This is a genomic window from Halomonas urmiana, assembly GCF_005780185.1.
Taxonomy (GTDB): domain Bacteria; phylum Pseudomonadota; class Gammaproteobacteria; order Pseudomonadales; family Halomonadaceae; genus Halomonas; species Halomonas urmiana.
The window spans coordinates 150,211-163,614 of record NZ_VBUI01000004.1 but is presented as its reverse complement, the minus strand read 5'-3'; the positions used below and the strand labels follow the sequence as shown (position 1 = coordinate 163,614).

Below are 13,404 nucleotides of genomic sequence, written 5' to 3'. Positions count from 1 at the left end.
ATCACTCCGTTGGGCCTTGTTGCCGGCCGCCGCTTAAGAGGTGGATGCGTTCGGCACGATTGGTCGTTCCGCCGCGCTTGGCCTTGATGTATTTGCGTAGCAGTGCCCTGAGCGCGTCGAGCAGGGAGCCGGACACCAGTTCCACCATCTCGGCGCTGACCGGGGAGGGCACGACCTTGCCCACGACGCAAGTCTTGTCCTGGCAACTGATCACGATTTCCTGCTCGCCGCTGTCGGTGGTGCGCAGGGTGAAGGGCGCGACCTTGTTGGGCGGATTGACGATGGATTGGGTCCCGTCCGGATCCTTGTCCTTGTCGGGCATCACCTGCCAGCCGTCCTCTGGATTGCCCAACTCCTCGAAGTCCACCAGGAAGGTTTCCAGGGTGCATTCCGGCGGCAGTCCGCAGGACTTGCCCAAGGTCGCCACGTCCAGCGGGAAATCCGGTTCCTCGTCCTTCTCCTTGGGTTCCGGTTCCGCATCCGGGGCTTGTTCCGGTTTTTGTTCCGCATCGGGCTTGCCCTTGTCCTTTGCTTCCTCCTGCTCCTTGCCGCCGGCTTCCTTCTCCTTCGGATCGCCCTTGTCGCCCGGCTTCACGTCGGAATCCACCTCGCTCGGCTCGGGCTTACCCTTGCCTTCGACCGGCGGTTCCTGGGCCTGGCCCTGATCCTTTCCGCCGTCCTGAACCTTGCCGCCATCCTGGGCTTTGCCGCCGCTATCGCCTTCGTCCTGTGGTCCTTGCCCCTGGCCGGCGCCGCCGCCCTTGGGCTGGGGCGGCGTCGGGCAGACGCCGCCGGTGAGCTGGGCGTCCTTGTCGTGGAAAGGCGTGTGCACGATGACCTTCTTCTCGGTGCCTTCCTCGCGCATGTCGGCCTTGGTGATGGTCAGCGGGATCTTGCCGCCGTCGTAGCACTTGCCGAATTCGCCGTCGACCACGCCGGCGGCGCGGATATGGGTGTCCCACATCAGGGCGGGCGCGTTGCGGAAGGGACCGGGCTTGTAGGGGATCAGGATCTTCCAGTGCACCTTGTGCTTGGCCATTTCCTGAAACTTGAACTCGTACTGCTTCTGACGCAGCTTCTCCAGGGTCTGCTCCATCACGGCACGATGGGCTTGCTTCTCCAGGAATTTTTCCAGGGGCTTGGCGCGCTTCTTTACCTCAGGCTTGGGCTTGGGACCGGTGAGGTCCTGTAACTCCTGGGCCGACAACTTGCCCCGCTTGAGCAGCTCGCGCAGCTTCTTGACCTGATCCGCGGTCAGGGGCTGGTCGCCCGGCATGCCGGCGGCCTGGGCGAGTTCGGCCAAAGCCCCCACGCCCTCCGGTCCTTGCTCGTTGAGCAACTTGCTGAGCTCCTCATGCACTTTCTCCGGCTTTGGTTGCTCACCGCCGGGCTGGTCGGCGGCGCCGCCCGGCTTGCCGCTCTCGGGCTTGTGCTGGGCGCCGGTCCCGGGCTTGTCGCCCTCGGTCTGGCCGGGTTCGGGTTCTTCGCCGGGCTTGAGTTCCGGTTTCTTGCCCTCGGGCTCGCCCTTGGCCGTGCCACCCTGCTCGCTGCCGCCTTCCGGCTTCTCTGCCTTGCCCTCCTTGCCTTCCGGACGCGGCTTGCCGCCCGGTTCTTCTTCCGATTTTCTGGGTTTCTTGGCCGGCTCGGTGCCGCCGGGCGCGCTCTTGCCACCATCTTCGCCGCCCTGAGACTCTTGGCGTTCGTCGGGCGCCTTCGGCGGCTTCTCTTCCTCTGGCTTGGGCGGCGGTGGCGGTTCCGGCGGCCTTTCCGCTTCCGGTCCCTTCTGGGGTGGTTCGTCCTTCTTGGATTCGTCGGGTTTCGGCGTCCCTGGCAAGGGCAGAGGCAATGGGATCAGGGCCGGGCAATCAGTCTCCAGCGGCGTGTCCTCGCAGTCGATATCGTTGCTGTCGAAGTCGCCGGAGGCGCCGACCTTCTCGTCGAAGATCTCTTTCAGTCCGTCCGGGGCCGCTTCCTTGGAGACGTCCAGGGCGCTCTGCGCCAGGGTCGCGGGCAGATTGGCCAGGGGGCCAACGGCCGCCACCGCGCTGGCGACTTGCTTCTGCACCGGACACAGGTTGAGCGCCATCTCCATACCGCATTGCCGGTACTTGCTCGACAACAGCAGCAGGCAGTTCCAGCCCGGTTTCTTGCCGCACTGGATCGCGACGCCTGCGGCCTCCAGGATTGGACCGATGTACTTGGATTTGTCGATCACCGCCTGGAACCAGGCCAGGTCCTTGGTGTACTTGGCGACGGTGTTCTTGACGTGTTCCTCCGCGTCTTTCTTGAACTGGATCAGCTTATCGACCCAGTCCTTGAACGCCTTGCCGAAGCTGTCCTCCAGCAGCTTCATGGGATCGATGTCGAACAGCTTGGCGAGCTTTTTCTTGCTGCCGGCGACCACGGCATCCAGGTACAGGTGCAGCGCGCGCGGGATCAGGACCTTGGCCACCTGCAGCAGGGCCTTGAGCAGGGCCTTGGCGATGATCTTGCCCTTGCCGCTGGTGGCCTTCGACGGGTGCTTGTCGAAGGTCTCGTAGAATTTCTTCCGGAGCTTGTCGCGCAAGTCGGCCAGCTTGTTGGCGACGAACACGAAGCTGTCGCCGAAGGTGTTGCGGAACAGGCCCAGCACCTCGGCGGGCTTGCCGGTCCAACCCCGCAGCCAGCTCGCCAGGTCGGCGAGCTGGCGAGTCTTGGTTTCCTGGGCAGTGCCCTTGCCGGTGACGATCTTGACCACGTCCGCGCGCTTGTCCGGCAGCTTGGACTTGCCCGTCCCGGGCACCTTGTCCAGCGCCTCCTCGGCCTCATAGGCGCGCTCCAGCAACTCCAGGGAGGCGACCTTCTTCTTGGTGCCCGCCTTGGCGGCGGGACCGAACAGCTCGTCGCGCAGGGTCTTCTGATCGGTCTTCCATTTGGCGTGCTTGAAGTCGTCGGTCATTTCCGGCGCTTTCGGGGCGCGCCGGATCGTGGGGGATGCCGCTCGCAGGGCAACCGGCGCGGCCCCGAATTCTTGGCGGCTGAGCGGGAGCTTGGCGATCTTGGGGCCGGCCTTCTTCTTCGGTGCCTCGAACAGGGGATTGATCACCTGATCCTGGACCCTGTTGGCCTCGGTCATCTCGCCCTTGATCAGGGCGCTGCGCGCCAGCTTCAGCGCGCCGGCCAGATCCTTGGGCCGGGCGAAATACATCCAAAGTCCGTTGCCGGAGCCGAATTTCTGGGCGTACAGGCCGCCCTTGATGGGCGGCAGGCCGTGGGCGGCAGGGTTGAAGCGGACCTTGAACACGTATTTGGCGCCGACGCTGCTGCTTTCCCGGACCGTCGCCAGGACCAGGGTCTCGTCCTCGCGGGGACTGGCGGGATTGAACTTGAGTTCCTTGCCGTTTCGCTGGAACTTCACCGCGCTGTCCGGCATCACCCCGGGGCTGTTCAGCTTCCAGCGGTCGGTGACGAGGGTCTTGCGGGATTTCGCCCAGTCGTTGGTGAGCCGAGCGGCGTCCTTCATCCCTTCCTGGTAATGCTTGATCTGCTCCGAACCCTTGTCCAGCAGCGGTTTGGCCGCCGGCTTCAATTCGCCGATCTGGACCTCGTTCGGCCCCTTGGCGATACCGTCAATACCGCCGGTCGCGGTGACGAAGGGGTTGAAATGGCCGGCCGTGATCCCGGCCGCGCTGGCATGCCGGTGTTTGGTCGGGGCCGCGGTCAACACATCCGCGTTTTTCGCGCCCTTTGGCCCGTCGAAGAACAGTCCGACCTGGGCATGAAAACCGCCGCCATTCTTGCCCTGATAGAGATCGATGCGGCCCTGCAGACCCAGACCGTGAGCGTTCAAGACCGCGTTGGGCGCCGGGGCTTCCACGTCCAGGTTCTTGTTGCTGGCCTGGGCCAGGGGCAGCAGCTCGCCGTGGATGTCGCTGCCGGTCTTCATGCCCTTGGCGCCCAGGGGAACCCAGAACGGATGGCCCAGCTCCAGGCGCCGGACCAACGGTTCGGTCGCGGAGGAGGCCGGGTCTCGCTCGGCACCCGGCAGCGCCTTCGGCTGGCGCTGCTGGATCACGTGGGCCAGTTCATGGGCCATCAGGAAATCCACGGCGGGACGGTGGTCGCGGCCCAGCCAGACATGGCTGCCGTAGGTGAAGGCGTGGGCGTTCAGGGCATCACTCACCGCTTCCGAACGCGGGCCGGTATGCACGCGCACTTCCGAGAGATCGCGGCCGAAGCGGGATTCGAAGAAGCGGCGCAGCCCGGGCGCCAGGGGCGAGCCACCCTGCAGCAGATCGGCACCTTCCGGCAGCTCGGGGCGCACGCCCATGCGCCGGATATCGTGGCCGTAACACGCCTGGTCCGGCGGCGGCTTGCGTGCGCCGGACGACACCGGCAAACTCGGCGTTCCCGGCGCCGCGGGCATGGCCATCACGTGCCCGGCGATCTGATCGGCCTCCTGTTCCAGGGGATCGTCGTTGGCGCCGACCAGCAGCTTGGTCTGTACCCCGCTCAGGCTCTCCCGGCCGCAATCCTCGCACTCACCAGTCAGCCCGCCCGCCGCCTTGCCGCAGGCGCATTTGCGCTGCAGCAGGCCGCTCGCTCCGGTCGCAGCAGCCTGCACCGGCTTGAGCTGGGGCTCGGCTTGAGGGGCGCTCATTGCGGGGCCCGCCGAGATTCAGGGCTCGGGATACTGGCCACGGAAATCTCCCTTCACCTTGCAGGAATTGGCGGCGTCGGCCGCGCCGATGGTCTGCCAGGCGGCGCCGTCCCAGTACTTCACCGTGCCGCCCTCACAATAGCCGGGCTGGGGCGCGGTATGACCCTTGTGCTTGGTTTCGACGATCGACTGCCAGGTGGAAATGATCGCGCTCATGTCCAGGGGCTGATCCAGCAGCAGGGGGCGGTTGAGCGCGTTCAGCTTCGCGGTCAGCTCGGAACGGACGGCACCGCCCTCCAGCGGCGCCGACTTGCGGTAACCCAGGATCACGGCGTTGGGGAACAGGCTGCGGAACACCTCCACCGCTTCCTTGCACAGCGTCGCGCAGCTCGTGCTGATCAACAGCTTGACGTTGGTGAAGCCACCGATCTTCTCCACGTAGCGCAGGTCGAATCCGCGGGTCTCGCCGCCGTTGGAGAACAGGCCGGGCGCCTTGTATTGGGCGAACTGGTGGCCGCGGAAATATACGATGTCGGTGCGCTCCAGGTCGGCGACGTCGCGGTTCGCGGCGGCCTTGGCGCGGCTCTTGTGTTTGGTGCCCTCGCCGGACAATTTGAAGGTCGCCGAGGGCAGGGACTCGCTGGCGCCCAGCTTGCCCAGGTGGGTTTTCACGTCGGACGCGTAACCGGGATAGAAGCCGGTATAGCCGCCGAAGGGCGTGCCCGCCGCCTGCCAGGCCTCGTCCGCCTTGGTGGAGGAGATGGCGATGTCCAGCGCCTGACGGACGAGGGTTTTCTGCGCGTCGCTGGCGCAGCGCCGGATCGGTTTCAGCGCGCGGATCAGGGGCAGCATGTCGTCGGCGCTGAGGAAATGCGCGGTCTGGGCGACGACTTCCCGGCGGGCCCGCTCGAAGTCGAAATCGTCGCACAGCGGATCGGGCGCGGATGCGGCGGCCGGCGAGTCTTCGGGAGCACGGCGCAGGTCCGGCGACTGCTGCGCGACATGGGTCAGTTCGTGGGCCAACAGGCGCCGCCCCTCCCGGTGTTGCGGCGCGTAGTGACCGGCGCCGAACACCAGGTCGCGGCCGACGGTATAGGCCTTGGCTTGGACCGAGCGAGCCGACGCCGCGGCCAGGGCGTCGGTGTGCACCCGCACCCGCGAGAAATCATGGCCCAGGCCTTGTTCGAAGTAGGCCCGTTCCACCGGCGGCAGGGCCTGGCTGGGGCCGCGTAGTGCCTGGCCCACCAACCCCGTGTCGGCGGCGGCCGCGTCGGCGCCGGGACTGGCCTCGCGGGATAGCTTGACCGGCGAGACGGCCCCGGGATGGCTCACGTCGGTCGCACCCTCGACCATCGCGTCGGCCACCCGGTCCGCTTCGCGTTCCAGGGCGTCTCCGGCCGGGCCGATTTCCAGCTTGGCGCGCAGTCCCAGGGACTTTTTGCGCGCGCATTCCTCGCACTCCCCGGTCAGTTCCGAGGCGCTCTTGCCGCAGGTGCAGGCGCGCTGCAGCACCGCGCCGGGCGTGGTGATGACGCCGGCGTGCTGGTCCATCCGGCTGCGGCTCATGGCTCGCCTCCCGGAATGATTCGCCGCGCCACGGCTTTGCCCAGCGCCGCCGTGCCCCGTTCCGGCGCCAGGCGCAGGCGGCCGGCATCCAAGCGGTGTTGCCCGTTCGCCGCCCGCAAGGCGTCCAGCGCACCCGGCTGCGCCAGGCGGCGGCCCAGCTCCGCGCGCAGGGCCTCGCCCAACGCGGCGGCGTCGCCGGGGGCCACGCCGCGCAGCACCAGCCGGTCGACGTGCAGGACGATGCGAGTCATATCCACCCCCGGGTTTCGCTCTCGGAGATCGGCTTGTCGCGCTTGGTCGCCTCGATATGGGCGGCGCGCAGCAGATGGTTCATCGCCACCGGCGCCTGCGCCTCGGCGGCGAGGAAGGCCGCGGTCAGAGCGATGTTGCGGATGGTGCCGCCGGGCACGGCCAGGCGCGCCAGCTTGGCGTAGTCCAGTCCGTCGCGGGGCGCCGCCGCCGGGAACACACCGCGCCACAGGCATTCGCGCTGGGCGGTGTCGGGAAACGGGAAATGCACGACGAAGCGCAGGCGGCGGGCGAAGGCGCTGTCCAGGGTCGCCTTGTGGTTGGTGGTCAGAATCGCCAGGCCACGGTAGGTCTCCATGCGCTGCAGCAGATAGCTGACCTCGATGTTGGCGTAGCGGTCGTGGCTGTCCTTGACCTCGCTGCGCTTGCCGAACAGGGCGTCGGCCTCGTCGAACAGCAGGATTGCGCCCAGTTCCTCGGCGTCGTCGAACACCTTGCGCAGGTTCTTCTCGGTCTCGCCGATGTACTTGCTGACCACGGCGGACAGGTCGATGCGGTACAGCGCCAGATCCAGATCCCTGGCCAGGACCTCGGCGGCCAGGGTCTTGCCGGTGCCCGAGTCGCCCCAGAACAGGGTGGCGATGCCCAGGCCACGGGAACAGTGCCCGGCGAAGCCCCAGTCGTGGTGCACGATCAGGCGGTGTCGGGCGTGTACGGCGATCTGGCGCAGCGTGAACAGTTGGGCTTCGGGCAGCACCAGCTCATCCCAGCTGGCCTGGGCGGGGACAGGCTGGGCCAGCTCGGTCATGGGCGGCGCCTCGCCCCGGCAGGCGCGTTGCAGGGCCGCGATGCCGTTCTCGCCGTCGTCCTCGTCCAGCGCCCCGGCGAGGGCGGCGATGCGCCGGGCACCGAGCCGGAACTGTCCAGCCAGGGCGTCCACGTCCATGCTATCGGCCCGCCGACCCAGGGCCTCGCGCCAGAGCCGGCGTTGTTCCGGCGCGTCGGGCCGATCCACCGGGAAGCATTCGCCCGCCAGCTCCGGTGCCTGGCGCCCGGCCAGGATCACCAGGCCCTCCATGCGCGCGCAAAGGCGTGCCGCCACCCGGGCCTCCCCGTTCTGGTGGACGATCAGCAGCCCGCCGCCCAGCAGGGCCGCCTCGCGCTGCCAGAGCAGGGCCAGAGCCTCCTGTTCGTGGGCCGGGCCCGGGATGTCGCCGGCGCGCAGGCGGAACAGGTTCAGATCGAACCGCCGGGCGATGGTGGCCGCCACGTCCTCCTGCCCGGCGGCGTCGTCGCCGCCGAGCAGCACCGGCGAGAGGCTTCCGCGGCGCTCCAGGCGACGGGCCGCGGTCTCGGCGATCGCGGCGTGGCGTTCGCTCATCAGGCCGGACGGGGGCACGATCTGAAGCAGGGGAGCCAGACGGTGATCCAGGTAGTTCAGGCCGGCCAAATAGTGCAGTACGCGCTCGTCCAGGCGCAGGCGCCCGGCGGTCAGCCCGGCGCTGTCTTCCACTTCCAGCAGCCGCCAGCGGCGTAGGGGGGCCAGGGGCGCCAGTGCGCTCCAGTGGGGCTCGGGCAAGGCGGCCAGGGCCAGGCCGAAGCTGGCCCCGCCCCGCGCCGCCCGGCCGGCGGCCTCGGCGCAGAGCACGGCCAGGCGGGCATCCATCTCCACGCCCGCGGCTAGCAGGATCACATCACGCTCGAAACCGCTCAGACCGAACAGCTCGGCCAGGATATCGATAGCCGGCGGCCGCTCCATGCACTGCCGAAGCGCCTCCAGCCGCTCCCGGGCGGCCTCGGGCTCGCCATTGCCGAGCAGGGCACGCAGGCGGGCGAACTCGGCCACCAGCCATTGCTGGTTGGCGCCGATCCAGTCCAGTTCCGCCGGCGCGTTCATGTGATCGTCAGCCGTCGGTTGAGGAAGACCGGCGGCGTCGCGCCGCGGTTCACGATGGGGCTGTCGATGCCGTCGATGCGCAGGCGGACCAGGTGTTCGCCGGGCTCGGCATCCTCGATGAGAAAGTCCAGAGTCGCGGTGGGAGCCGCGACGCCCTGGGGCTCGATTTCCCGCTGTCCGACGAACAGGCTGGCGCGCTGGCCGGCGCGCAACTCGGGCGTGAACGCGATGCTCACCAGGGCATCACCGTTGCCGTCCCGAGCCACGGCCTGGGGCAGGTTGCCGATGTCCGGGGCCAGGGCGAAGGCCAGGCGGTTGCTGTCTCGGGGCTCGCCCTGCCCCGGCATGACCAGGCGGGCCTGGGCGGTGTACACCCCCACCGGGAATTCGGCGGCGCGGGCCTGGGGAATGACCAACTCCATGCGCTCGCCCAGGTTGGGACCGCCGGCCGCCAGGACTTCGTCCACCGCGAAGCGGGTATTGGCCAGCACGACTTCCCGAGCCGTGCCGTTCAGGTGGTGGCCGTGCAGGACGATGGTGTGACCCAGGCGCGCTGTCGGCTGGTTGCCGGCGGGCAGGATGCTGTCCAGGCCGGGCAGGGGTGGGACGAGGCCCGGGGCGACGATAATGCCGCGCTCGCGCCCGGACACCGGATCGACTTCGCCCCGGTTCAGCACCGGCAGGGCGGAGCGGGTGGTCCGGGTCGCCTCGATAAGGACCACGGACACGTTGTAGGCCGCGGTCGGGCGTAGGCTGGACAGGGTCGCCGACCAGAGCTTGGAGCTTTCCTCGGTGCTCAGGTTGAGGGGCGTGATGCGCAGCAGCTCGACCTGGTCCGCCAGGCCGCAGTCGGCCAGGGCGCGCAGGGCCGGCGGCAGGACCACGCCCACGTCCGGCGAGGGGGTCAGAGCCGTGCGGATCATGTCCCGGGTCAGGATGGGGAACTCGTGCATCAGCTGCATGGCGTAGCCGAGCAGGATCTCGGCATGTAGATCGCCGCCGCTGTAGGCCGAGATTAAGTAACGCAGATCCAGGGCCAGGGGCGGGTTGCTCAGGCGCTGGCGCCCGTCGGCGTCGTGGCTGGGCAGACCCTGGTTGCGCAGGGCGGGGTTGGGCAGGGCCTGATACAGGAACAGGTTAAGCTGGCTTGACTCGGTGCCGTCCGTGGGCACGACGCGGTCCGGGGCCAGCACGCTCACGGTCACCGTGCTGCCCAGCAGGCCGGCCACATTGTGATTGACCAGGCCGTCGTTGAGCCGGTCGCGCAGCACGGCGGTGATGCCGGCGATGGCCAGCGCCGTGCTCATGCGTCCTCTCCCTGGTGCCGGGCCAGGTACTCGTCCAGGGACATGGGCGGCTTGCCCTTACGTGCCGAGTGCTTGGCCGGCGGGCTGTCCTGGACGGCGGTGACCTCGATGCGGCCGATATGCACGTGCACCTCGGCAGGGCCGCTATCCGTGGCGTTCGCCGCGGGCGTTGCCGCCTCGGGCCTGGACGGGTGAGTTGGGATCTCCCGGGGGGCTCGATGGGCGGCAACAGGGCGTCGGGAGGGCCGGGGACGTCGGGAGTGCCGGCCATGGGGGGAAAGGTCGGCGGCGCTGGAGTCTGCGGAGATGGCGAGGGCGCGGCCGGCGTATTGACGGGGAATGTTTGCCGTACCGGTGCCCGGACGCGAAGGCGAGGCTCGGAGGCGGCCGTCGGTGGCGGCGGTGGCGCGGTCGACCCTGAGCCGGTCACGGGCCTTTGGACGGCCGCCGTGGTGGAGGTCGACGGCGATGGGGGCTCGGGCTTGGCGGAGGGGACAACGACCGGCGGTGGCCGCGGCGCCTCGACCTCGCGCTGGGCCGCGGCCGGAGCCTGGCCATCGCGCGGCGCAATCTCGATCTCGAATGCGGTGGTGGGCGGCGCGGCATCGTGCTGCGGCGAAAGTGCGGATGGCCTTTTGGGGGTGGCGCTGGCCGGGGGCGTCAGCGGGGACGGTACGCTCGCCGGTGGATCCGAAAGGGGCGTGGGTGCCGACTGATAGGGCAGCCGCGCCGGCGCATGAACCCGCAAGGAGGCCGGATCACGGGCCTGCCTGGCGAGTCGCTGGAACAGGCCGCTCATGCCTGCACCCGCTCGAGGTAGGCCGTGCGGCGCGCATCGCTCAGCGCAAGAACCTGAGGCTCGCTCCAGCCGTAGGCCCGGGCCAGGACATGGACATCGTCGAGCAGCTCTCGGGCCCGGGCGTCGATCTCCTCCCACAGATAGTCGGCGATATCGAAGCTGGCGCTGTCCTGATGGCCGCAGGCAGGGCAGCCAAACGCCAGTGACAGCTCGGCCCAGGGGTCCTGGACTTCCAGGGCGGCCTCGGCCGCCTCGAGCAGGTCGGTGAGGGCAGCCTCATCTTCGGGCAGCGGCGCGTTGGAGGGCAGGCAATCGCGCAGCAGCTGCATGGCCGCCTGTCGTTCGTCGTCGAGGGGTACCAGGCGTGCCAAGTGGCGACTGGTGGGGCGCGTCAGCCGATGGCCGGCCACTCTGAGCGGCTCGGCGTGCTGGGCCGACGTCGGGGGAAGCTGAGACGCCTCGAGGGGGAACTCCAGCCGTTCGCCGCAGGCCGGGCAGTCGAGCCAGGCGTCCAGCCGGCTGCCGAAGGCGGCACAGCGCAGGGTGAACAGCGCGGCATTGCGACAGCCGAGTGGCTGATCGGCGAGTCGCTCGGGAGGCAGGTCTGGGGCCGCCAGGGCATGCAGCAGCAGGGCGCGGTCGATGGGGTGGCGGCGCCGGCCGTGCTCCCAGGCCCACAGCAGACGCTTCGGGCTGAGTGCCATCATGACGTCACGCCGGCTCGGTGAAGCTAGGTTCGGTCGGTTCGGTCACGTCATAGTCGCGTTCCCAGCCCTCGTTCTCGAGCTTGAGGGTCTGGATGGCGACGGCATTGGCGTTGGCGTCCAGGTCGGGCAGGGCCTGGTACTCCGAGACCCAGCAGCGGAACACCTTGTAGGCGAGCGCCAGCTGGCCGGCCTCATTGTAGACCTCGATGATCAGGTCCTTGCGAAAGTCCTTGAGCGAGACCTCTGCCCCCAGGCCCGCGCCGAAGTTCCACACCTTGTTGGCCCACTGCTCGAACTCGACGTCGTGGGTGACGCCGCGCTCCAGGGTGATGGCCTCGTACTTGGTGCGCCCCGGCGACTTGCGGGAGGTGGAAGGATCGCCGCCCTCGCGGTGCTCGACCAGCTCGGTGCTGCGCTTGAGGGCGCCGACCTTGCTGATGCCCGCCACGTAGCGGCCATCCCATTTCACCCGAAACTTGAAGTTCTTGTAGGGATCGAAGCGCTGGGCATTGACGCTGAACTGTGCCATGGGGGGCTCCTTACACCGCGATCTGGCCGGCGATCTGCTGGATCTTGATGACCACGAATTCGGCCGGCTTGAGCGGCGCGAAGCCGACGAGGATATTCACGACGCCCCGATCGATGTCGTTCTGGGTGGTGGTCTCGCTGTCACACTTGACGAAGTAGGCGTCGCGGGGGCTCGCGCCCTGGAAGGCGCCTTGGCGGAACAGGGTCTGCAGGAAGGCGCCGAGGTTGAGGCGAATCTGGGCCCACAGCGGCTCATCGTTGGGCTCGAACACCACCCACTGGGTACCACGGTAGAGGCTCTCCTCGAGAAACAGCGCGAAGCGACGCACCGGTAGGTACTTCCATTCGGAGGCCAGCAGGTCGGCACCCGCCAGCGTGCGTGCGCCCCACACCAGATGGCCGGCGACGGGAAAGCTGCGCAGGCAGTTGAGCCCGACCTGATTGAGAATGCCGTTCTGTTGATCGGTCATGGTGTAGGACAAGCCACGGGCGCCGGAAAACGAGGCCGCCAGCCCGGCCGGTGCTTTCCATACGCCGCGCTGCACGTCAGTGCGCGCCATGATGCCGGCAACGGCACCGCAGGGCGCGAACTCTGCAATGCGATTCTCGGCGAGCGGGTCGGGCATCCGCAGTCGCGGGAAATAGGCCACCGCGTTGATCGCAAGATTGTTGCCGATATCGCCACGGAGGTTGTTGATGCCCGTCTCAGCGGTGTCAATGGCCGTCGTCGGATTGCTTGTCCAGGTCGACGGCGCGTCCACGATCAGCATCGCCCGGCGATCCTGGCAGTATTCAGCCGCATCGGCCCAGGTACCAGGGTCAAGGTCGTCACTTCTTGTCAGTGGTGGAATACACAGCAGGTTGAACAGATCGGCCGCTTCGAGAGCGAAGATGCCGGTGCGCTCATCCTGGTCGCCGCTGATCTGGGCGTCCGTGATGTCGCTACCGTTCGCGCCCAGTGTGCCTTCCGCGGTGGCTGTACCATCCGGATTGGCGACATGCACGGTGGCGTCTGTCGGGCTCTCGTCGGCCGGTGCCGATGTGCGCACATTGACGAGGGTGGACTGCTCGTTGAGCACGGTATCGACGAAGCGCGGGCTGGCCGGATCGACCGACACGTTGCGAAATACTTCGCTAGCGATCGCGGTGGTGCCGCCCGGGCCGTCCATTTCCTGTACCAGCAGGTTAAACAGCAGTGTGTCGTCCGTGTCGCGCGTCAGGTGGTCGACGGTCGCGCTCAAGCGATTGCCCCATTCGCCAGGACTGCTCGCCTCGAGCACCAGAGCGCCACCGGCCGTGTCGAGGGTGAGCGTGGCGGCGCCGGCCGTCGCATCGCCGTTGAAGACTCGCACGACCAGCGCATCGGCACCGCCGTGCTGGAAGAACTGGTTGACCGCATAGCCCAAAGTGCTCGGTTGCCACAGGCCACCGAAGATTCGCGTGTACTCGGCGAAGCTTTGTACACGGACCGGAGAGTTGAGCGGTCCACGCTGGGCACGGCCGATAAAGGCCGTGATCGAGGTGGCGACCCCTGTGATGGTGCGCACCCCACTGGGGACTTCTTCGATATAGACACCGGGATACGTCAGGGAAGAGGGCATGGCACGACTCCTCGTCAAGGAAGTGCACGGCGCTGTCTTCCAGTCATTCCCGGCGCCGTTATGCGCAGACGGTATCGAACTCGGTCTTGAGGCAGTACATCATTCAACGTA

Annotated in this window: 9 protein-coding genes; all 9 read right to left on the bottom strand. The window is 68.1% G+C overall.

From position 1 onward, the window contains the following. Position 1: 1 nt before the first annotated feature. Positions 2-4,639 (bottom strand): eCIS core domain-containing protein, encoded by a 4,638-nt coding sequence (locus tag FEI13_RS03970; protein ID WP_138179727.1) that lies wholly within the window; start codon positions 4,637-4,639, stop codon positions 2-4. Between the two features lie 18 nt (positions 4,640-4,657). After that, on the bottom strand, positions 4,658-6,205 hold the full coding sequence (locus tag FEI13_RS03965; RefSeq protein WP_204758342.1) for an eCIS core domain-containing protein: 1,548 nt from the start codon (positions 6,203-6,205) through the stop codon (positions 4,658-4,660). Next, positions 6,202-6,456, bottom strand: a complete 255-nt coding sequence (locus FEI13_RS03960) for a hypothetical protein (protein WP_138179726.1) — start codon at positions 6,454-6,456, stop codon at positions 6,202-6,204. The genes FEI13_RS03965 and FEI13_RS03960 overlap by 4 nt, the downstream gene beginning before the upstream one ends. After that, the gene (locus FEI13_RS19620; protein ID WP_138179725.1) at positions 6,453-8,351 is read right to left on the bottom strand and encodes an ATP-binding protein; all 1,899 of its coding nucleotides are present in this window, start codon (positions 8,349-8,351) and stop codon (positions 6,453-6,455) included. Before FEI13_RS19620 ends, FEI13_RS03960 begins: the two co-directional genes overlap by 4 nt. Further along, positions 8,348-9,658, bottom strand: a complete 1,311-nt coding sequence (locus FEI13_RS03950) for a Pvc16 family protein (protein ID WP_138179724.1) — start codon at positions 9,656-9,658, stop codon at positions 8,348-8,350. The genes FEI13_RS19620 and FEI13_RS03950 overlap by 4 nt, the downstream gene beginning before the upstream one ends. Beyond that, the gene (locus FEI13_RS19615) at positions 9,655-9,783 is read right to left on the bottom strand and encodes a hypothetical protein (protein WP_275668707.1); all 129 of its coding nucleotides are present in this window, start codon (positions 9,781-9,783) and stop codon (positions 9,655-9,657) included. The genes FEI13_RS03950 and FEI13_RS19615 overlap by 4 nt, the downstream gene beginning before the upstream one ends. A gap of 670 nt (positions 9,784-10,453) precedes the next feature. Then, positions 10,454-11,164: a hypothetical protein gene (locus FEI13_RS03945; protein WP_138179723.1), complete on the bottom strand. Its 711-nt coding sequence runs from the start codon at positions 11,162-11,164 to the stop codon at positions 10,454-10,456. 4 nt (positions 11,165-11,168) lie between these two features. Next, positions 11,169-11,693 (bottom strand): phage tail protein, encoded by a 525-nt coding sequence (locus FEI13_RS03940; protein WP_138179722.1) that lies wholly within the window; start codon positions 11,691-11,693, stop codon positions 11,169-11,171. Between the two features lie 10 nt (positions 11,694-11,703). After that, positions 11,704-13,293, bottom strand: coding sequence for a phage tail sheath family protein (locus tag FEI13_RS03935; protein WP_138179721.1), 1,590 nt, complete (start codon positions 13,291-13,293; stop codon positions 11,704-11,706). Positions 13,294-13,404: the final 111 nt, after the last annotated feature.

Bases quoted from the DNA above. Each gene is read 5' to 3' on its own strand.
- FEI13_RS03970 (WP_138179727.1), bottom strand. From the start codon at position 4,639: ATGAGCGCCCCTCAAGCCGAGCCCCAGCTCAAGCCGGTGCAGGCTGCT.
- FEI13_RS03965 (WP_204758342.1), bottom strand. From the start codon at position 6,205: ATGAGCCGCAGCCGGATGGACCAGCACGCCGGCGTCATCACCACGCCC.
- FEI13_RS03960 (WP_138179726.1), bottom strand. From the start codon at position 6,456: ATGACTCGCATCGTCCTGCACGTCGACCGGCTGGTGCTGCGCGGCGTG.
- FEI13_RS19620 (WP_138179725.1), bottom strand. From the start codon at position 8,351: ATGAACGCGCCGGCGGAACTGGACTGGATCGGCGCCAACCAGCAATGG.
- FEI13_RS03950 (WP_138179724.1), bottom strand. From the start codon at position 9,658: ATGAGCACGGCGCTGGCCATCGCCGGCATCACCGCCGTGCTGCGCGAC.
- FEI13_RS03945 (WP_138179723.1), bottom strand. From the start codon at position 11,164: ATGATGGCACTCAGCCCGAAGCGTCTGCTGTGGGCCTGGGAGCACGGC.
- FEI13_RS03940 (WP_138179722.1), bottom strand. From the start codon at position 11,693: ATGGCACAGTTCAGCGTCAATGCCCAGCGCTTCGATCCCTACAAGAAC.
- FEI13_RS03935 (WP_138179721.1), bottom strand. From the start codon at position 13,293: ATGCCCTCTTCCCTGACGTATCCCGGTGTCTATATCGAAGAAGTCCCC.